22 protein-coding genes are annotated in these 21131 nt (G+C 41.8%); 4 read left to right on the plus strand and 18 right to left on the minus strand.

The genetic code is table 11. From position 1 onward, the window contains the following. The 9 genes from BUA78_RS19725 to BUA78_RS13585 form a co-directional block, all read right to left on the minus strand. Positions 1 to 458, minus strand: a 458-nt coding sequence (locus tag BUA78_RS19725) for a four-helix bundle copper-binding protein (RefSeq protein WP_207650506.1), incomplete at its 3' end; no start/stop codon positions are given. A gap of 183 nt (positions 459 to 641) precedes the next feature. Beyond that, positions 642 to 1736: a YVTN family beta-propeller repeat protein gene (locus tag BUA78_RS13555; protein WP_072915520.1), complete on the minus strand. Its 1095-nt coding sequence runs from the start codon at positions 1734 to 1736 to the stop codon at positions 642 to 644. Positions 1737 to 1942: 206 nt separating this feature from the next. Then, positions 1943 to 2233: a CBS domain-containing protein gene (locus tag BUA78_RS20670; RefSeq protein ID WP_238456826.1), complete on the minus strand. Its 291-nt coding sequence runs from the start codon at positions 2231 to 2233 to the stop codon at positions 1943 to 1945. Continuing rightward, a complete protein-coding gene (locus tag BUA78_RS20675) occupies positions 2221 to 2403 on the minus strand; it encodes a hypothetical protein (RefSeq protein WP_238456827.1) in 183 nt (60 codons plus the stop codon). Before BUA78_RS20675 ends, BUA78_RS20670 begins: the two co-directional genes overlap by 13 nt. Positions 2404 to 2805: 402 nt before the next feature. Beyond that, entirely contained in the window at positions 2806 to 3402 is a 597-nt protein-coding gene (locus tag BUA78_RS13565; RefSeq protein ID WP_072915523.1) for a ferritin-like domain-containing protein, read from the minus strand. A 222-nt stretch (positions 3403 to 3624) separates the two neighbouring features. After that, the gene (locus tag BUA78_RS13570) at positions 3625 to 4923 is read right to left on the minus strand and encodes a phosphatase PAP2 family protein (RefSeq protein ID WP_072915525.1); all 1299 of its coding nucleotides are present in this window, start codon (positions 4921 to 4923) and stop codon (positions 3625 to 3627) included. Next, the gene (locus BUA78_RS13575) at positions 4916 to 6280 is read right to left on the minus strand and encodes a sensor histidine kinase (protein ID WP_072915528.1); all 1365 of its coding nucleotides are present in this window, start codon (positions 6278 to 6280) and stop codon (positions 4916 to 4918) included. The genes BUA78_RS13570 and BUA78_RS13575 overlap by 8 nt, the downstream gene beginning before the upstream one ends. Then, positions 6270 to 6956 (minus strand): response regulator transcription factor, encoded by a 687-nt coding sequence (locus BUA78_RS13580; protein WP_072915530.1) that lies wholly within the window; start codon positions 6954 to 6956, stop codon positions 6270 to 6272. Before BUA78_RS13580 ends, BUA78_RS13575 begins: the two co-directional genes overlap by 11 nt. Positions 6957 to 7167: 211 nt before the next feature. Next, positions 7168 to 7725 carry a hypothetical protein gene (locus BUA78_RS13585; RefSeq protein ID WP_072915538.1) on the minus strand — a complete coding sequence of 186 codons (558 nt, stop codon included), beginning with the start codon at positions 7723 to 7725 and terminating at the stop codon, positions 7168 to 7170. A gap of 119 nt (positions 7726 to 7844) precedes the next feature. Between BUA78_RS13585 and BUA78_RS13590 the strand changes: the two genes are divergently transcribed. The 4 genes from BUA78_RS13590 (at position 7845) to BUA78_RS13605 (ending at position 12137) form a co-directional block, all read left to right on the plus strand. Further along, the gene (locus BUA78_RS13590) at positions 7845 to 8513 is read left to right on the plus strand and encodes a response regulator transcription factor (protein ID WP_072915539.1); all 669 of its coding nucleotides are present in this window, start codon (positions 7845 to 7847) and stop codon (positions 8511 to 8513) included. Then, complete coding sequence (locus BUA78_RS13595; RefSeq protein WP_072915541.1) at positions 8513 to 9730, plus strand: sensor histidine kinase; 1218 nt, start codon at positions 8513 to 8515, stop codon at positions 9728 to 9730. The genes BUA78_RS13590 and BUA78_RS13595 overlap by 1 nt, the downstream gene beginning before the upstream one ends. 107 nt (positions 9731 to 9837) lie before the next feature. Continuing rightward, a complete protein-coding gene (locus BUA78_RS13600; RefSeq protein ID WP_072915542.1) occupies positions 9838 to 10524 on the plus strand; it encodes a PepSY domain-containing protein in 687 nt (228 codons plus the stop codon). Positions 10525 to 10616: 92 nt separating this feature from the next. After that, positions 10617 to 12137 carry a methyl-accepting chemotaxis protein gene (locus tag BUA78_RS13605; RefSeq protein ID WP_072915544.1) on the plus strand — a complete coding sequence of 507 codons (1521 nt, stop codon included), beginning with the start codon at positions 10617 to 10619 and terminating at the stop codon, positions 12135 to 12137. A 155-nt stretch (positions 12138 to 12292) separates the two neighbouring features. Here BUA78_RS13605 and BUA78_RS20880 read toward each other — a convergent pair whose 3' ends face one another. From BUA78_RS20880 to BUA78_RS13645, 9 genes are all read right to left on the minus strand, one after another. Continuing rightward, on the minus strand, positions 12293 to 12427 hold the full coding sequence (locus BUA78_RS20880) for a hypothetical protein (protein WP_274377397.1): 135 nt from the start codon (positions 12425 to 12427) through the stop codon (positions 12293 to 12295). 6 nt (positions 12428 to 12433) lie between these two features. Next, positions 12434 to 12637, minus strand: coding sequence for a hypothetical protein (locus BUA78_RS13610; RefSeq protein ID WP_175549027.1), 204 nt, complete (start codon positions 12635 to 12637; stop codon positions 12434 to 12436). 71 nt (positions 12638 to 12708) lie between these two features. After that, positions 12709 to 12873: a YvrJ family protein gene (locus tag BUA78_RS20985; protein ID WP_338011623.1), complete on the minus strand. Its 165-nt coding sequence runs from the start codon at positions 12871 to 12873 to the stop codon at positions 12709 to 12711. 32 nt (positions 12874 to 12905) lie between these two features. Next, positions 12906 to 14084 (minus strand): hypothetical protein, encoded by a 1179-nt coding sequence (locus tag BUA78_RS13620; protein ID WP_139257390.1) that lies wholly within the window; start codon positions 14082 to 14084, stop codon positions 12906 to 12908. Between the two features lie 205 nt (positions 14085 to 14289). Then, positions 14290 to 15276 carry an AAA family ATPase gene (locus BUA78_RS13625; protein ID WP_072915547.1) on the minus strand — a complete coding sequence of 329 codons (987 nt, stop codon included), beginning with the start codon at positions 15274 to 15276 and terminating at the stop codon, positions 14290 to 14292. A gap of 15 nt (positions 15277 to 15291) precedes the next feature. Then, positions 15292 to 17355: a hypothetical protein gene (locus BUA78_RS13630; RefSeq protein WP_072915549.1), complete on the minus strand. Its 2064-nt coding sequence runs from the start codon at positions 17353 to 17355 to the stop codon at positions 15292 to 15294. After that, positions 17337 to 17882, minus strand: a complete 546-nt coding sequence (locus BUA78_RS13635) for a TnsA endonuclease N-terminal domain-containing protein (protein ID WP_139257392.1) — start codon at positions 17880 to 17882, stop codon at positions 17337 to 17339. Before BUA78_RS13635 ends, BUA78_RS13630 begins: the two co-directional genes overlap by 19 nt. A 770-nt stretch (positions 17883 to 18652) precedes the next feature. After that, entirely contained in the window at positions 18653 to 19600 is a 948-nt protein-coding gene (locus BUA78_RS13640; RefSeq protein ID WP_072915553.1) for a phosphotransferase family protein, read from the minus strand. Between the two features lie 192 nt (positions 19601 to 19792). Continuing rightward, a complete protein-coding gene (locus BUA78_RS13645; protein WP_084082433.1) occupies positions 19793 to 21130 on the minus strand; it encodes a 4Fe-4S binding protein in 1338 nt (445 codons plus the stop codon). Position 21131: the final 1 nt, after the last annotated feature.

Genomic DNA, 21131 nt, shown 5'->3' on the forward strand with positions numbered 1-21131 from the left:
CCCATTCCCATGCCAGGCCCCATTCCCATGCCAGGCCCCATTCCGGGGTAGCCAGGTACCGGGCATTCAGAACCAGGGCAAGCACCGGGGTGGTGACCAGGACTTGCTGAAGCCGCAAAGGCTCTACATACTTCCGCACAATGACAACAAACACGACCACAGTATTGAGACTCCTGATCCGGGTGCCTTAAGCAATGATTTCCACATACTTCACAAACCTGTGCACAAAGAGCTGCCATTTCCCTGGCAAAGGTACTACACCGGGCTATCAGTTTCGCAGTTAAGGTACAAACGTCAGCGCAGTCATGTAGTAATTGCAATTGCTGCGTACGCATGTGAACATCTTGTCTTCCCAGAATGACGGTATGGGTATACTCACATACCACTTCACAGTGTTGTACAGCAGGCAATACCATTTGACTAGTTGGCTGAACCGGATGTTGATTGCGGTAAAACATGATTCATTCCCCTTTCTGAAGGGTTTAACTGATGCAGTTTAAGATTCGCACCAACCCTTAATGCCATAATATTCCATGTACAAATAAAGTGTTACAAATTGAATGCCAAAGAATACCCTATAAAAAAGAACCGGCAACAAAATGCCAGTTCTTGCTATGATTTACCCTAACACACCTATTACCCTATTGTTTTTTAAAGGTGATGCCGTTTGGCCCTTTGCCTACTTGAATGTTCTTGACCACTTCATTTTTATTTGTATCAATTACGGAAACCGTATTTTCATAGATATTGGTGATATAAGCAAACTTCCCGTCGGGGGATACCACCACTCCGTGGGCCCCTTTGCCGGTTTCTAAGGTTTTAACTACCGCCATCTTTTGGACATCGATGACACTCACTCGGTTATCTGGATCTTCTTTGGTTCCCTGGTTGGCCACGTAAACATATTTATTATCCGGGGTTACAAAGAGCTGGATTGGTACTTTTCCCACAGGTATGGTCATGGTTTTCTTCCAGGTGCCAGTGTCCACCATTGCTACGGCATTTTCCGCCGTTAAGGAGACATACAATTGTTTTCCATCTGGGTCGAAGGCCACCTGGGCGGGTTTATTACCTACCTTCACCTGAGTGACTTTCTTGGTAGTTGTATCAATAACCGATACGGTGTCTTCCTTCAAGTTGGCCACAGCCACCACCTTGCCATCCGGCGAAGGGCGCAAACCGTGGGGGCCCATGCCTACTTGTACCGTTGACTTTACCTTGTAGGTGGCGGTATCAATAACACTAACATTATTGTCCACCCCATTGGTTACATAGGCTTCCTTGCCATCCGGCGTTAAAATAACATGGGCAGGCCCATTGCCAATGGTAATTTTCTGAGTGACTTCATTGGTTGAAGTGTCAATCACCCATACTTGCCCGGCCATGCCCGTTGCCCCATGCTCCATACCAGACATGGCTTCCATACCTGGTTGTACCACTGCCACCCATACTTCTTTCCCATTGGGCGATATTTGCACATTATGGGGCATACTCTTGACCTCAACGGATTTCACTACTTTATTTTCCGTTGTATCAATTACACTGACGGTATTACCATCCTCATCGGCTGTGTAAATACGGCCAGCCGGATAAGATACTTCCGCTGCTTTCTGTGGTGCCGGTGTTTCTTGCTTTTTCTCCTGGGTTTGAGGTGCCTCTTTCGCACAACCAACCAAAGTTATGATGAATAGGGTAAGTAAAATGAAGATAGCATTGAATTTCTTAAGATTGTACAATGACAAGCCCCCTTTCACAGAAAATTATGCTACAAAAATACAAGCTTTATGCAAAGCAAACAGCTATTGGCTAATCAATATAATACCTGGGTATATTTACCTATGTAATTTTTTACCCAAAATGGGTAATCTAATTCTGCCTTCGAGGCATATAAAACTACTCTCCGTTAGAGAACCCAGTCCTTATTAGACTGGGTTCTAAAAAATTACAACAACATCCCTATTACCCCAAAAACATCAATGGTACGGATAATACCAATTAGCTTTCCTTTTTCTAATACTGGCAAAGAATTAACCTTTTTGGTTAAAAACAAATCCACCGCTCTGTATAGGTCATCCTCGACATCCACAAACACAATTTTAGTGGCCCGCATTACACTCTTAACGGGCATATTGGAGCCAGAAGAACTAACCGAGTAAATCCATAAATAACTCTCTGGCAAATCATACTTGGTTAGCACTGCTTTAAGAATATTTCGCAGGGTTACGATCCCCACCAGTTCATTTTTTTATTGGTCACCAGCAAAGAACGGTGACCCACAATACCACCGTTTTCATCCTTGTAGAAGGACTTTTTCAAGACCTTGATGGCCTCTCGAACCAATGAGTTTTCATCTACCACCGAATACTCAGAAATGGGAACCATAATTTCTCGTATGGAAATCATGTCAAGTCACCCTTTACTACACAGTAACCAGAGAGTTTCTTACCAATAATGGCTGTTTTACAACCTGCGGTGCTGCTTTTTGAATAGGAATGAAATCGTGGCATACGGTTGGAAGCACTGTCACATCAGTAATAATAATATATTCCAACTGGTGGGAAAATTACCTTGCTGTTACAGAACCCAGTCTCTATTTGACTGGGTTCTGCTAATTCATTATTTATTTCGATAGATTTTCTGAATGATGAACGCCTAACTAAAAAAAGAAAATGCAGCAACATATGATCAACACAAAAAACAGGAACAGTAAAAAGCAACAGCAAACGGGCAGCCAGTTGTGTCCTCCTAAGCCCTCAATTTGGTTAGTCATCGTGCAACGGCCCCCTTTCTAGTATCAATGCTTCACTAATAACCGTTACCTCTCACGCAATTTAACGAATAGAGATAGTTCCATTTTGTTGCGTGTTTCAACTCATCGGTATAAATTTCTGTAATCATATTCCGATAGGGTAAGAATTCCAAGCCAAATAAAATCTTGCGATATCTTTCTACGGCGGACAATTCTCCAAATAAAGCCCGGACAAGTCCATCACAATAGCTTTGAGGTTGTTGAAAGGGTTCCTCCTGGGCTGGTAGTATGTCTTGCCCGGTTAATTCCCAATACAACTCCCTAAGCATTTTGTTATGTTTGATTTCATCATCCCGAATGGCTGCGATAATTTCCTTTTGACCCGGCGGTGCCACATTGAGCATGTAGGTATAAAACAATTCATCCTCCCGCTCCCCGCCAACGGATTGAACTATTAAGTTTAACGCTTCGGGATAGGCGTATTGTGCCACAAACATATAGGTCGGGTAGTACTTATAATTTACACAGGGATATCCCGGATAGGGTGGTTGTAAAGGATTCGCTCCTGGGCCGCAGGAGGGACAAAAATAGTTGGCAGCATTGGTTTTAATGGGGCCATTCTCCTGACTTTTTGTCTTAATATCCTCTGTCATTGGCAAAACCTCCTCTTGTTTATTCCATATTATGTAATTTAATTAGAAAGGTTCCAGCATTTAACATATCATTTCCGCTACTATATAGTTAATTAAAAAAAGAGGCAAATCAAATGCCTCCTTTTTAGCTGATATTATTAAATTCCTAATCTTCCTGGGTGGCAAGCTTTATACAAAAGACATCTCAGCACGTTACTGACTGCCCAAAAAGCAACAGAAAAGCTATCCTTTATCAGCATCTGCTTTGTAATACCGAATGGCCTGCAACCCCAGAATGCAACCTACCAACCAGAAGCCACCCGCAGCAAAGCCTGCCAGCACGTCACTGGGATAATGGACCCCCAGGTAAATACGGCTGATTCCGATGGCCACTGCCAATAGGACAAGGGTGCAGGTTAGCAGGTAGCGCAGGAGCGGTTGACGAAGGTTAATCCAGGCCAGATAGGCCAGCAGACCAAAGACAGTCATGGAAACCATCGCATGCCCGCTGGGGAAGCTGTAGCCAGTGGCCTCCACCAGGCGAGCAACATTCGGCCTGTCTCGCCGAAAAATCCATTTCAACAATTCATTGAGGCTGTAACTGCCAATTAACGCAACTGGCACCATCAGGGCATCCCAAAAATGTCGTTTTACCCACCAAAGCAGTAGTGCTGCCACCAGGGCTACTCCAATCATGACCGTTGACGAGCCTATGGTACTAAGTCCCTTCATTACCTCCGTGGTAAGGGGGCTGTCCAGCCGATGAACCAAATCAATCACTGCATTATCAAACCATTTTAGTTCATTCTCCAACAGTTCACTGGCCAATTTGGCAAAGAGGAGCATACTGCCGATTCCCAGCACTGAACCCACCAGCAGGTAGTTACCAAAGGCACCCAGGGGGGACATCTTTTCGTTGTAATATCGTTCCAAACGTTCCCGTAACTTTACCCAAAAACCATTTAAATACTGCATGGTTTTGGTATGTCGTAAAACAAAATAGAGCAACAGTATCACCAGGGACAGACCGATGGTCAGTATTTCTAAATAACTGCTTAAAAAATGCTTGGCAGCCGACCCCAGATAGAAAATCAGTAAGCCTTCCAGGAAAAAACGGGCACTTCGGCTGAGAATAGACGCCACCACAAATACCGTTTTTTGAATCTGAAAGACCCCTGCCCCAATGGTAAATACCTTGTAGGGGATGGGTGTAAAGCCAGCAATGGCAACAGCCCAACCACCGTAGCGTTGAAATAGCGACTCAATCTGGGCCACTCGCTTGGCAGGCACCCAGCGGTCTAGTAGAGGCCGACCTGCCTTAGCCCCAATAAAGTAGCCGAAGATACCACCCAATACCGAAGCCACCGAGGTAATCAGGGCGTACCACAGGGCTAGCTTGGGCTGGCTTAAGGACATAGCAATCAGTAAAATATCCGGTGGCACTGGAAAAAAGGAAGACTCTGCAAAGGACATCAAAAACAAACCCACTGTGCCGTAAATTTGAAAAAACGCTACGGAGCTCTGAAACAACTGGCTAAGCACCCTTTATCCCCCCTGGTACCTTTGTATTGGGTAATTCTATAGTAAATACCGTGCCGCTTCCCGGTGTACTGGCCAACCAAAGAACTCCCCCCTGCCGTTCCACCAGGGTTCGGGCAATGCTAAGCCCTAGCCCCGCTCCCCCCAGCTCTCTGCTACGGGATTTATCCACCCGGTAAAAGCGATCAAAGAGTTGGGGCTGATCTTCCAGGGGAATACCTACACCGTTATCCCTTACTTCGATCAAAGTTTTCGCCAACTCCTGCCGTGCCACAATCTCCACCAACGAAGCATTGGCATATTTAACGGCGTTGTCTAACAAAATTTTGAGGACCTGCTTCAGTCGGTAAGGGTCAAACAGTACTTGCATTTCCTCGGGAATTTGACTTTGAAACTGCATCTCGGGTGCCAAAGTCGTAAATGCCTGAAGGCTTTCCTCCGCAACTGGCTTTAATTGCACCCACTGGTTATCCCAGGAAGGGATTCTTTCCAACACAGATATCTCTAATAATTCATTGGCTAAATGCCGCAGGTGCTCGATTTCTTGATGAATGGTTTGAAAAAATTCCGCCTTCGTGGCTGCGTCCAATTCCCTTCTCTCCAGGGTTGAGATAAACCCTTCTAGAACCGTCAGGGGTGTCCGCAGTTCGTGGGATGCGTTATCAATAAATAGCTTTTGTTGTTCAATGGAGTTGTTTACTCTTTTTAATAGATAATTAAAGGTTTCTGCTAACTCATAAATTTCATCCTTCGAGCGTGGCAGTGGCAAACCCTCGGATAATTGTGTAAGTTCCTTTTGCTTTACGCTGCGGATTAAAGCATGTACCGGAGACAAGGCCAGCCGTGATACCATATAGCCACTGACCGTGGCCACTATTAAAAAAACGCCACTGATCATGGCAAGCAAAGACCAAACCTTCTCCATCACATCACTAAAGTACTCGTTTTCTGAAAGAATCTCCAGGCTATAGGCATGGCCCCCTACATCTAGCTGCCTTCTCTGTATATAGAGGGAATCTCCTTCCTTGCGAAAGACTTGGAAATTCCCTTTACGATCTAGGGGAAAGTCATACTCAGCGGATTCAAAATCGTCTTCCCCTGCGGCCACAATTTGTTGCTTTCCATCTAAAATGCGGATTTGCTGGTGTGGCTGCAGAAAGGTTTTGAGGGTATTGCCAGAAGGTAGCTGGCCTGTTTCAACCATGTTCTTTTCTAATAAGCTGAGCTGAATTGTGAGGATTCGCTGCTCATAGACCGTATCAAAATTACTCAGGACAAAGTAAAGGACCACGGACAATACTAGAATGGCCAGGAGAGAAAAGAGTGAAGCAATTAGCGTAAGTCTCCACTTAATTTTCAAGGCTTCTCTCCTCCAGCACATAGCCTACACCACGGACGGTGTGAATAAGCTTGGTTTCCTGGGCAAATTCAATTTTGTTTCTTAGGTAACGGACATATACATCCACCACATTGGAATCGTAATAATCATAGCCCCAAACCTGCTGTAATAATTGATCCCGGCTGAGAACGGTCCGTTGATTTTCCGCAAAATATTGCAGCAGATTAAATTCCCTGGGGGTCAGCTCGATTTTTCTCTCATTCCGGGTTACTTCTCTGGTTCGCAAATTGATGGTTAGATCCGCTATTTTGATCGAGATGTCGTCTGGCACGGGAAGTTTATTTTCTCGAAAGTAAACCCTTACCCGGGCCAGCAGTTCTTCGATGGAAAAGGGTTTGGTGATATAATCATTGGCCCCGGAATCCAGCCCGGCAATTTTATCCGGCACCGCTGCCCGAGCAGTTAACATCAGGATGGGCGTGTTTTTGACCTGTCGAATCCTACGGCAGACCTCCAGGCCGCTTAATTCCGGCAGCATAATATCCAAAAGGATCAGATCCCAGGCTTCCTCCACCGCTTTCTTTAATCCTTCCCTGCCAGTATAAGCAGATGCCACCTCATAACCTTCCAGGGTTAGTTCCATTGTGACAAACCGTTGGATATTCTTATCATCTTCGATTACTAAAATTCTTCCCATTCCAATATCCCTCTCCTGTTTATTGGCTCTTTTCATTATAGCCAATACAGCAATGCTGAAACATTAGAAAACTCTCATTTTTCAGGTTAATATAGCTGTACTATCAAAGGTGCGTCTGTGAACTCAAGTGATTTAAATAAAAATGCAGTAGCTGAACGAAAAAGCCAAGCCCGGTACCATAATAGCACCGGGCTTGGCTTTTTTTCTAACATTAACTGTTTACAGGAGCAGCGGCACTGGATTGTGTTTCAGAACCTCTAGTTTTCAACATTTGGATAACCACCTGATTTAAAGCGTCTGCTTTAGGGCTCTGCGTACCTTTGAGGTCTGCTTCTCCCTTAAACTCATGCTCCCTCTCGTCATCATGTCTGTCTTTGCCATCCTTTTTCACCCTAACATCACGATGGTCCTGCTTATTCTGTTCTGACACTGCTTGGTATTGGTCGGGGGTTAGGGTTTGGTAAATTTGTTTAGCTAAATCGGTTCTGGAAGTGGCGTCCGAGGTAGTGGATATTTTCTCTACCAGTGGCAAGAGAGTCTTTGCTTGGTCCGGGGAAAGCTTCAGTGTTTCCTGCTTTTCAAGATAGAGTAAATCTTCTACGGCCTCCCGACTAGCCTGCAGACTCACCCTTTCGGTCTTTGCTGCAGCAGCTTGCTGATCGAAATAATACTCTGCCCCTGCACTTCCCGTCGCCCCTATGACCAGGATGGCGGCCAATGTTAGGTACCACTTTTTGTTGATCTTTTTAAGTTTTTCAAATAATTGCATGTTACCTCTCCTTTCCTTTTCCTCAGTATAAACAGCAAAACTTAAAATTCCCTTTGAAAAAACTACTATTTAAAGGTGATTTAAAGGAATTTGTTATATCATAAGCATGGGGTGATGTGATGAGACTACTATTGGTGGAAGATGAAAAAAGGTTAGCGGATGCTCTAACCTATATTTTAAAGAAAAATAATTACGGCGTGGATACAGCCTACGATGGGGAAACCGGCCAGGCTATGGCCGAGACCGGCGTATATGATGTCATTATTCTGGATCGGATGTTGCCCTACAAAGAGGGTGTGGAAATCGTCAAGGCTTTACGCACGCAGGGTATTAGCACCCCAGTGCTCTTATTAACGGCCAAAGATTCCGTGGAAAATCGCATCGAAGGGCTGGATGCCGGGGCTGATGATTATCTGATCAAGCCCTTTTCCACCGGGGAGTTACTGGCCAGGGTGCGGGCTTTGGGCAGAAGAAAGCTTGCTCAACTGGGAGGCGAAAAAATTGAGGCCTATGGCTTGACGTTGGACCCACTCCGCTGCGAGCTAACCAAAGGTGAAGAAGTCATCAAACTCACTTTAAAGGAGTCCTTGCTCTTGGAGCTTCTGATGCGCAATGTCGGCCAGGTGATTACCAAAGAACAAATCCTGGATCGGGTATGGGGCCTAGACTCAGATGTAGAAATCAGCAATGTAGAAACTTATGTCCATTACCTGCGTAAGAAGTTAACTTTTTCGGAGGTTTCCATTGGAACGATTCGAGGTGTTGGCTATTGTTTAAAGGGGATCTAATGTTTCGCAACCTTCGCTTAAAGCTTACTTTGATCAACATCTTGATCATGGGCATTCTTTTGCTGCTGTTTATCCTGGGCACCTATTTTCTGATGGAGCGGCAGATTATCAAGCAGTCCGAAGGGGTCCTGCGGAACCTAGTGGCAGCCATCGAGTCTGGTTCAGCGGATCGGTTAGCGGAATTTGACCGTACAGAATATTTTTATGTAACCACCAACCAATCGGGTATCATCCTTAAGACTTATTTTGCTAGGTCGGATCTAGATCAGAGAAAGTATAGTGAAATTGTGCAAAAAATAGTTTCTGGCAAAAGAGACAAGGGTGATTTTGACTGGCACGATCATTCCTATAGCTTTTTAAGGGTTCCCCTGCAAAAAGGGTCGGGATTTTTGGTGGTCTTTGTTAGCATTGAGCGGGATATGGAAATCCTGGGCTTTCTTTTAGCAGCCCTGGCCATTGCCGGTTTGGTCTGTCTGGCATTGGCATTTTATAGCAGTCTGTTTCTGGCGGATAAGGCGCTGGTCCCCATAAAAAAATCCTGGCAGAGGCAGAGGGATTTTGTGGCTGATGCTTCCCACGAGCTGCGTACCCCTCTGGCGGTGATGCAAACAAACCTGGAATTAGTGCTGGGAAATCCCAAGGAAACGGTGGAGGAACAAGCAGTCTGGTTAGAAAATATTGGCACAGAAGTCACCCACATGGCCAAGTTGGTGGATGATTTGCTTTTCTTAGCCAGAGTGGACTCGGAACAGCAGTTACTGGAACTCAGTCGGTTCTCCCTGGACAGGGCCATTGGCGAAGTCATTAGACCGTTGCTTCCCTTAGCCGCGGCTAAAGGCATACAGTTGAAGCAAGAAATCGAGGCAGACGTGGATTTTAGTGGGGATGAAAAAAGAATCAAACAGCTGGTTGTTATCTTAATTGACAACGCCCTGAAGCACACCCCTGCTGGCGGTGAAGTTACCCTAGCGTTAAGAACCCGTGGCACCTGCCTGGAGCTTCTGGTAAAGGATACCGGAGTGGGCATGGCCTCCGAGCATTTAAGCAAGATTTTTGAACGTTTTTACCGCATCGACAACGCCCGCTCCAACAACCTGGAAGGCACCGGCCTTGGGCTCTCCATCGCAGATTGGATTGTGAAAAGCCACCACGGCTCCATCCAGGTAAAGAGCTCTCCTGGCAAAGGAACCTCTTTTCTTGTTACTTTGCCATTATAAAGTGAGCTAGATGAGAAAACTCTCATTTTTCTCCCCCTGTTTCTCCGAGTATTCTCAGAAACCCCTGCTAGAATGAAGGAGAATCAAAAAACAGGAGGTCATCCATAATGAACAAAAAAATGTTAGGTACCATTGCCGGTTTAGGTCTCGTTGCTTCCAGTATGCTTGGTGGCATTGCTTATGCTGATAAGGGCATGGGACAAGCTAATTTGTCCGAGCAAAATGCCCAGGCCATTGCCCAGAAGGCACACCCCGGAGCAAGCATTCTGAATGTCGAGCAGGAAAAGGAAGCTGGTAAAGTGATCTTTTCCGTAGACTTGGCCGACCAGACCCAAAAGTACGAGGTTACCATAAATTCCGTTGATGGTAAAATTCTGCAAGACAAGGCTGAAAAGTTGGCATACCGCTCCAGTGTTCTGGTACAGGAAGCAGCCGGTCAGGAGTTAAACGACCAGGAAGAATCCAAATTACTCCTGTCCCTCACTAAAATCAACCTGACCGATGCCATCAATAATGCCTTAACCGCTTTCCCAGGCCAAGTTGTGAAGGCTGAACTGGAGGAGGAAGATGGTCAACTAATCTACTCCGTAGATGTTCTCACCAGCGCTGGTCTGCAGGAGGTTGTTGTAGATCCTGGTAATGGCAAGGTGCTGTATAACGAATTAGAGTCAGCGGATAAGGAAGATACTGATATCCAAGATAATGACAGCCAAGATAACGATAGCCACGACCAGGACACCGAACAAAGCTCCAATGAGCAAGGCGACCAGGAAGATGATGATGATCAAGACTAGCCTAATCGGTTAAAACAGTACGCATAGGCTATCATTTCTTGCCGAAATGATAGCCTATGCTTCATTTTACATATAACAAGGAGACCGCTACCATGAAGTCCCTAAGCAAAAAAATCCCCCTCTTATTGGGCGTTACATTGGCTATCATTTTTCTTCTAGTGGGCTACTACACCTGGCAACAGGGCAAGGAAGAAATTGATACAATGGCCCAGGAACAGGCCCAAAGTATCGTGACTGCTTTAGATGCCAGTATTGGCTCGGCCGACCGCATGGCCGACCACCTTTGGCTGCAGGGTTTAGTGAAACGGCTGGCCACCAGAGGCATTGTAGAAGAAATTAGCTTGCATGAAGCAAATCATAACTATGAGGTAACAGCTAGTTCCGACCCTAAAAAAGTTGGTGAAAAGGCCGATCCGGAGGACATTGCTGCTGCGAAGAAAGACCAAGTGGTGATGCTTGAGACGGTAGAAAACGGTCAACGGATCATGGATATTACCGCTCCTCTCCATGAGGGCAACCAGTTAATTGGCTCAGCTGGCATTAAAATTAGTATGGCCTCCGTGGCACGCAAAACTTCAGCGATTATCAGAGCCACCTTTATTACCATGACCCTGGGCTGGATTGTATCGATTCTTTTTCTTTCCTGGCTGATTTTAAAATTAGTGGTTAAGCCTGTTCAGAATTTAAGCCTGCTGGCCGATCACGTTGCAGCTGGTAATCTAACCGTAGGGGATATTCATCTTAAGGGACACCCAGATGAAATAGGCCGTTTAGCACAGTCCTTTAGTAAAATGAAAAACAGCTTAAAGGATATTATGAGTCAGCAAGTTGGCATGTCTAAAGCCCTCACAACCTCTGCCCTGGAGCTTACACAGCAGGTCAGGTATATTAAAGAAGGGGCAACCAGAAATGAAACCGTTTCCGAGGAAATTTTATCTACAGTGGTTCAGGTGGCTCAGGATGCTAATCAAGTTTCCTCAACTGCCGAGGAGGTTTCTCAAAGTGCCAATCGAGGCATGCAAAATATGGAGCAGGTGAATCAACAGATGGACGCCATAATTCAGTCCAGCGAAGAAACGGTTCGAGTCATTGGTGATCTAAATAAAACCCTAGGGAAGGTAAATCAAATTGTGGTGGTTATTCAAGAGATTACCGAACGAACCAACATCCTAGCCCTAAATGCCACCATTGAGGCCGCTCGGGCCGGTGAGCATGGCTATGGTTTTAGCGTAGTAGCTGAAGAAGTTAAGCGGTTAGCAGAGCAATCGTCCACAGCAGCCGGGGAAATTGACCAATTGATCGCAAGGGTTCGCCTGGATTCCCAAAAAGGGTTAGAAACCATAATGGGTGGCAATACCCGGGTAAAAGCTGGAGTCACGGTTATGCGAGAAGTGGGTCAAGATTTTCAAAATATTATCCAACTGATGGATCAAGTGGTCACACAGTTTCAAAGTTTAGCGGCAGCTGTTAAGCAAATCCCTGAAGGAGTCGAAAACATTGTCGACAGCACCAGGGAGCAGACCGCCGCATTAGAGAATGTGGCCTCTGCTTCTGTGCATCTTTCACAAATATCAAATGAGATCGATCGGGCAACGGAAAAATTTAAAATTTGACATACGACGGATCACTTCCGAAATATAAACACGAACCTCTTTTGAAAGGATGTTCGTGTTTTATATTATCGGTCATACGCATAGAACGTTAATTCCCCCTACGCCAGCTTTTACCAGGGTATCTATTCTAGAACCTTTTTATCCTCACCATCATGTTAGTTTCTTTCATTTCCATCGGTCACCTGCGGCAGCGTGCCTTTTAGGGTATTTCCCTGGGTCTGACACCCTGCCTTTCCTCCGGGTCCTGGCCTTCGTGCCAGCCCACGCTGGCTGGTCTTCTGGGTCGGCACAAAGGCTCACAGGTCGGCAGACATTGGGGGTGGGGCAGCGGTAGCGCTATTCACCAGTACTGGTTTTCCAACTGGCAGGTGAAGGATTTCAAGCCTACTGACTAACTCCCCTTGAATGAGCAACCTACCACAACATCGGCAAGCCAGCTCTCCTTCTGTAAAGTGGGGCGATAGCTGCTGGCCGGGTTTAGCTTTCTTAGCTACTTCCACTGCTCCCTCCTAGAGGTTATCGATCAATTCGTTAATCTCTTTCATGTCCATTTGCCGGGCGATGGTGATACTTAAGAGGTTAATACTTTTTTGCAATTCCCGAATGGTGGTTCCAGGCGGAGTAGCAGGTAACCCACCACCACCATTGGGAAACCATAGTTCGAGGCTAGTCTAAAAAGTTCCTCCATTGCTTTTCCCTTCTTTATTGTATATTCCGCCGTGTCAGAGCCACCCATTAGCTCATTTTAGCCCGGAATGTTGTTGGTGATCATTCAAGCTGATCTAGATTTGGACTATACACTACAGTGTCAAAGTTCCCTTTTGGAGATTTCTTCAATAAATAAACAGGTCTACCCAATTCTTTTGTTAAATCATCAAAGTAGACAAGAATTCTGTTTTCTTTTTGTACATAAGATTGACAACGCTTATAAAGTTTAAGGAATGCCCATGCTAAAACGTTATTAATTGTTAGCTGGGCAGTATTATAATCTATATCCCCTTCAACAAATTGTTTTTGAATACTATATATATATCCTATACAGTTTTTGTCAGGTATGTAAGAACCTTCATCTATTTCTTCCGGGGGCCAATTTTCAGGTTTTTTATCAATGCGATAAAATCTATCTTTCTTTTCAACTATACATCTGAAATAGACATAACTGAACGGTTCTAATATAATTTCTTCAGTTCCCCAGGTTGTAATATTATGTAAATATCTCTGGTGTTTTTTATTGATAATTTGTTTTCTTATAAATCTGCAAACCGATTTATATATTTTCCAATAACAATCATTTATATCTATGTATTGACTCTCATTTAGTCGAGCCGAAAACTTATTGCGGCCAGTTTTTACATTAAAATATATTATATTAGAACCAACTTTAGAGAAATAACTATTCACTGCCCAACTAGAACTCTTATCAATAACTAATTCATTGTCAAGCAACAATATATTATGAATAAAGAATGAAGTTGTTTTTGAAGCTATACGGTCTTCAAAAGAGGAGGGGTTTTTTATGTTTTTAACATTTGATAAGGGTCCAAAACAATTTAAGCAGATGTTTGTACACTCTTCCATTGAATCAATGCTTAACTTATTAATAGCTTTAATGTTATAATTATTTATTATATATGGAATAGGTTTTTTGCAAGTGGGACATACTGAATGTAATTTTTCGTTATGAATCAAGCAATTCTTAACAGATTTAGTCTGAAAATAGGTATAGTGATGCCCCATTGACATACAAATTGGGCAATACCTAAGATTATGATCTGTGTAGTTATTTAAAAAATTTGATTGAAATTCCCTCACTGGTCTATATCTTCCTAAATAATAGTTATTTTCCTCTAGATATTCTAATATTGGGGCATAACTACTATTCCTTATTATTTCCAAGTCAAAATTAAGTCTTTCAAAAAATGCAATATTTCTAGTGCCTATTTTCAAGCACATCTCCTCTTCAAAAGGATCTTTTGCATTTAGTATTAGTTTTCTAAGATCCCTAACATTCCACATGTTTGAAAACGCTAATTTTATGATTATATTTCTTAGAGATTCCCCATTTTTTACCCATGCATTATTCCATGTAATTGAACTTTGATTACTGCTAGATGGACTTATCAACTTAAAGAACATTTATTGCTTCACTACCTTACCCTTGGAGTCCTAGTTCTGCCTGAATATAACCAGATTGCCTTATGGATTCTTCAAGCATACTGTGATTAATCCATTCGGATGGCTTTTTACTGTGCAGTCCGTATTCCTTGAAGAGATACTCAATCGTACTAGTGAGATATTTCATGGGTATCTCAGGTTTTCCACTTAACTTTACTTCAATTCTTTTATTAGTAAAAATATTGAACATTTTTTCAGAGAATGTACTAATTCTATGCCCAGTACTAAAAGCCTCCGGAAAGAAGTAATTTGTAAAAGAAATATTACTCCCTTCTGGATATTCAGTCAATTCATCGTAGCCTTCGAGTAATTCTTTAATATCTTCTTCAGTTCTGATACCACTAAATGCATACTCTCTTACCATGAATCTACCAACTATCTGTTGGCGTTCTTGCTCAATAAAAGTACTTCTACGGTGTCGTAATTCTTTTTGACCCACCAAAAGGTAGAACACGTAATACCCCTTAGATTCTAACGCATTATAGATATCCATAAGCCAATAATAGTGAGGTTCAAGAAGATGTTGGGCTTCATCAATAAACAAAACCATCATACCCTTTTGACTTTTATCAATTTCATTAGAAAGATGGTTTATTAACCTTCTCCTTTTTTCATCGGAGTTTCCTTTACTTATCAGGTCATGTCCTGAAGAAGCTAGCAAATCTTCATAAAATCTTTTTTCTCTTGCATACTGCTGCCATGTTTGGTTTATGGTGAAAATTGGAATATCACCATAGCCATCCTGTAAATATACCTTTAGAGCCCTCAATGCAAAAGTTTTTCCTAAACGTGGTCGTCCGTATATTATTGCACCTGTGTCTTTTTTATCAATACAGGCAGATATATTCTGGATAACTTCATTGACAGGAGGAGTTGATAGGATATATCTTTTGGTATTAATCGGATGAAGTTTAGGGTCTAGTAAATCTATATTGATTCCGTTTAAAATGCTTGGTTTTACCAATCGAATCTCACCTCTTTAAAATACTATTGCTTTTTTCAACAATCTTAACTTAGGTGTATTAACCGAATTATTATCACCGTTGTCTATTTTGTTAAAGTTTGTTTCATTTGATCTCTCACTTGCTTCATCTTTTGTAATATTATTTTCTGTATTTGCTTTTTTGGATTTATTATTAGCGTTAGTGGGGGTTAGGTTGTCTTCATGGACAATATTATCATAGTCTCCAGATTCTTCCGCACCTCTTATTAAAGTGACCAATGCATTAGCGGAAGCTCTATCTTTTTTGCTTTTCTCGCGTAGAAAATTTTGATATATTATAATAGGGTCATCATTTGAAAGGTAATGTAGTTGTTTTTCATTATATAGCTGTATTATAGTTTCTCTAGTTTTTAAACTGTGTTTAGTTCTCCCCCACCCACCTACAGCATATAATTCTCCAAGTTCTGCGCCACTAGGTAAATATGCACGAATTCTTCTTACATCGTCAATATCAATCTCCAGACTCAAGGTTTTGCCAATTAGATCTGGGGAATCAGCTAATATTGAACTGGTATATCTTGCGTTCTTCCAATTAATATAAGGTCTTCTGCCTTGCTTAATATTACCTACGACTTTTCTCTTATCAGTCATTGTGAAAAACCTAAGATTATCTCTCTCAGATTCAGGCAATATTCTTATCTCAAATCTGGGTTCCTCAGATTCATACGGTGTTAATCTTTGTTTTAAAGTCTCAAGTGGGGAATGCCAATACAGTTCAGAATGGGGCTCTCCATTATAATTTGCTATAACTACATCTGATAGTTCTTCCAATTCATCGTGGGTTATTTTATATTGTAAAGCCATTTTTTCGGGATTCTGTCTTCTTATATCACTTGTTGAAGATCCTGTAGTGCTTGGCAACCTATGACCAAAACTTTCCTCCAACGTTCGGTAAAAGGTCTCTTGTATTGATCTAAATTCCGGCGTTTCAACAGGACCTCTAATTACGGATGAATATAAGTAGTTTTCTAATCTGTCTACAACGATCTGAGAAATATTTGATTTTGCATTATCATAACTTATCTCATCCCATAGGCCCCAAGCACATTCTTTAATATCCGATGGCATGCCAGCATCTTTATTATATGTAAGCCCAGGTATTTGAAGTTCCTTTTTTTTCCACGGAACTATTGCATTTTGAATGCACCTTAACACATCTTCAGATGTGTAATTTTCGTGAAAGGAAATGTATTTACCCAATATGCACCGTGTTGCAGTATCTATAATAGTTAAAATCCATAGTCTTTTTAATAATTGAGTTTGAGTATCTCCGTTGGGTAATTTGAAAATTACCATCATTAAGTAATCTATTCTATGAGCGTCAAATTCCACTCTATGATATGGACGGTCAACATAGTACCTCTCTTCTTGCGGTACATTTCGGGCTAGTCTTCCAGCTCTTTCTCCATAACGTGATTTGGCAGCAGTTGCGAAATGTCGTTCTTCAAGAAGTTTACAAAAAGTTCTTAATGAACTCCACGCGATTTTTTTAGTATTAAAAGGATACATATGACTCTCAATACCAAGCGCCCGGCATTTATCCCTAAACCTTCTGTGCATAACCTTAAAACTAATTCTATTCTCTAAAAGAAGTTCAGGATCTTTGTGCTTTTTAATTCCGAGCCATTCTTTTTTTATATAATCTTCTAATTCTGGATAAGAGTCTAATAGGTTTCTAAATGCACCTGACAGGCCTCCATATTTCGAATGCGGTTTGCATTCTGATAAATCTTTGCTTTTTCTCTCTTTAACAGTTGTGTTTGGTATTAATGCACGATATCCCCAAATATCCCCATCTGGATGTTCCATTAAACATCTATTTACGAGTGTACTTAGCCATCTTCTGGAGATCCCGTGTATTGTAGCAATATCCTCCACTTTCCTTTTTCCCTGGAGATAATCATCAACAGCACTTTTTCTATTTAAATAAATTTCCCTTTCCTTTTCTGGTAATGAATCAGGAAAAACTTGTTTCCAAACGGAAGTATCTATTCTGTCAATGCTCATTAAAGCTTTAGAAGTTACTCTTGGTTTTGGCACAATCTAACCTCCGTTCTAGGTCCCAGTGGTTGATTATCTAAATCTGCTTGAAGTCTTCTTTTGTAAAGCAGGTAATATACGGCGTATTTAAGCGATTCTTCATTATAATTGATATTCTTGTATAATTTATAAATGCTGAGTTGCTCGAATTTCATCAACTCTTTAAGAACTAGCTTTTCAGCTTCTTTGCAACGTCTTTCATCCCTACCAAATGGTATTAAAAACCTCAAATTAGTAATGAGTAGTCGTTTATCTCTAATATTTTCATCTGTAAAGACTTCGTGATTGTAAGAGTTTCTAGAGCAGTATTCTTTTTGTGCCGATATTTGCCGGAGTGCTTTTCCAAATTTTTTTGAGGAAGGTTGTAGATCAGCAGAGTATTTTATTTCACGATACACTTCTGTTCCATCTGCATATAACAACCAATAATCAATGATAGATTCAACCAACTCCCCATTCACGACTCCCTGTATTCTTTCGCACTGTTCACAAAAATCAATTATTTGGGGAGCGGTTTCTACTAACACAAAATGATCTCTTTCCAGTGAACTGTATGAACGAACAATTCTTTTTAACTTTGGACTATAGTCTTCATATATGGTACTCCCATACTTACCTCTTGGGGGTATCCAAACAGGGATCTTTCGGCTCATTCAATACCTCTCAAATTTTGTTTTTCGACTTGATATGACTTTTTATATGCTATTTCGACTTTCAATTATACAGACGTTAAAATTATCCAAAATGTTCATAACTTATTGGAATTTTTTATAAAACTCTGTTTTAATACCAAACATATGGGAATAAATTTACTTATTTTTTACGCTATGGGAACATATTAAGTTATTCGGTTTTATAAGAAATATATTCTCATATAAAAACTAAAAAATCCTCAACCCTTGATATTGCAGGGCTGAGAACTTTCGTAAACGGGAACGGTTTTACTAATATGATGTACTCATTAATGCTCTGTATACCATAAACTATACCAGAGACAAAACCTCCAACGATGGAAATATAATAACAATAAAAAACTAAGGAAGGCTTACCCCGGCTCACACAGTTATTTGCGCCTTCCCTTCCACCCTGAATAAACTAAAAAATACGCACACAAAATATTGAAATTATAAAACCTCAAGACTTGATCCTATTAATCCAACTAGATCTTATTGTGATACTTCTAGAAGCTCATTGAATCATTTTTTACAAGAAGTTTTGTGTCGTCACCCATATGCCCAATGACACAAATAAACCACTTTTGTTCATTAGTTAATAATTAATCCGTAAATGTTCCAGCTTATCGTTCACTTATATCTTTCAGTTCTTTAATTAAATAATTTTTAGTAAGCACCCTTTCCTGTGCATTTTGATTGTCTAATGAAAGTTGTTCAATAAACTCCCAGATATCTTCCAGTTTTCGTCTGACCTGATAAAACTGCAGGGCATCAGGATTAATTTCAAAAGAATCATGGAATTTCCGATAAATATTTAAAAATTTATCATAGTATGGCTTGTCAACTAAAAACATCAAATCAGCTTCAACAGGTGCTAATTTCAGCCCTTCCCAGTCAATCAATATCAGTTGTTGCGCGGATTGCATCAGATTCCAATTATGAAGATCGGTATGGCACAGGGCCATTCTTACATAACTGTTTTTTAAACGTACGGACAGTTTTTCTAGGATATCAATAAGGCCATTGATTTGGTCATTATGGGAATTTATCAATTCCCATACATCATCCGGAATAAAGTTGTGTTCTTTACACAATGTGCTCCTTAGCTGCTGCAAAAACGGAACATAAAAATCTTCCTTAACGGCATCCGTGTCTAGCGGAACATCTTCTCCATATAAATGAAGTTCGGCTAGGATCTCAGAGAGCTCTCCTACTTGCTTTTCTGTTAATTTGTTTTCGCCAATTGTTTCTCCGTTAATATATTCATAAAGAAGATAAATTCCATCAACATCTTCACACTTATAATCGCCGTTTATTGTTAACAAAGGTACTGGAATTTTACCTTTCAAGCCAGTATTATCCAGCAGCCAAGCCATGATTGGAACATAATGATCTATTAAAGCTGTCCATTTTAGTGTGGACACTCTACTTTTCTCATATACCTTTAAGAAGTAGCTATGCTTGTGATTAATCACTTTAAATGCGAGTGCTGACCAACCTCCTTGCTCCGGTGAAACGGTGATATGATCTAGAGCATAGTGATCTTTCAAGATGGTCTTTATCTTGTTCATAAGATAGTCCTCCATTTAAAACCCTGTCTTTGTAACCTTTTTAATAGTCATGAGCATATTTTTCTTATTCGACGTTGTGTTTTATACTCCTTGCCGTCTACCCTGCCAGGTAATGCTGTAGATAGTTTGTTTCTTAAGTACAAAAAATCCCGCACCACTTTTATACAGTAATACGGGATTTTTTTTGCATCTTTACATTCTATGAGCCATCGGCAACAGGAACAGGTAGATGTTAAAGGCTACCAGTACCAAGATGAGGACGGAATAAGGAATCACGGTACTCCTAACCTCTTCTCCTTTGTAGTTAGCCTTAGCAATACGGTATGCTGTATAGATAGAGGCTAGAGTACCCAGAGCCAGTAGAGCATACTGCAAGAATACAATAGTTTCCATACCCACTAGGGCAGCAGATGCCCCCTCGTTCTTGATACCCAATAAAGCCAATCCAGTGAATAGCACGGACTTTCCTTCAGCCAGCAGGTGGAACAGATTGTGAGCCATATGACCGGCAAAGTCCAGCGGGATTAACGCATATCCAAATTTGGTTAAATTCATCAACGCATTGTCAGAGTTCTTTAAGGAAGCAAACCAACTTGTTAGGTAGAGAATAAGTGCTGGGATAGCCATTGCCACAATAAAGGTGACGGTAAAGATAACATCGTTATTGCCGGTACCCAGTAGGTTACCCATCCACTGCTGAATTCCCCCCCACACTTCTAACATGGTGATGTTCTGTACGAACACAATACCCATGATAACAATAGCCAGGAAGGATTCTTCTAGCTTAGGTTTGCGAATAAACCATAGTTCCTTGGTAGGAATTCTTGTAGAAACAGTGATCGAATCATTAGGGCAGTTTTTTACACAATCACCGCAGAAATTACAGCGGGCACTATTATCCATTGTTTTAGGGAATTCAAACATGGGACACCCTGGAGCCTTTTCACTGCCTTTATAGCAAGCAGAAACGGTACACTTGGCGCAGATTTCCGGTGTACCCCGTAGCTGAAGTGCACCAGCACGGGAATAGTTGCCCGCCAAACCACCGATAAAGCATAGGTAGCGGCACCATGTTCTCCTTTCAAAGAAGGCTCCAGCTACAATGACACCGGTAGTAAGCATTAGAAGCAATACCCCGGAACCTCTGGGAGACCCTACAATACCCCAAATATGGTCCGCCCAGGTAATCAAAATGAATAGCGCATCGATAATCCAGATACCATATTTTTTCAAAAACTTGGGTACCGGACGCTTATTACCAACAAACTTTTGAACCAAATCACTTACAGTGGCAAAGGGACAGATGGCACACCAGAAACGACCGACCAATAGAAAAATCAACGGAATAATGGGCCACCACAAGACCCAGGTCATGGCTGTACCAAAGTTGTCGTGGGCTACCGGAATGCCAATTAATAACTCATACATAATTACAGCAAACACAATTAGCGTAGGCCATTGGAAGATTCCCGGATACCACTTACTCTTTAATATATTTTTCAGTAGTTGACTGCCTTTATGTTGACTCAAC

The organism is Desulforamulus aeronauticus DSM 10349, assembly GCF_900142375.1.
In the GTDB taxonomy this organism is placed as follows: Bacteria; Bacillota; Desulfotomaculia; order Desulfotomaculales; family Desulfotomaculaceae; genus Desulfotomaculum; species Desulfotomaculum aeronauticum.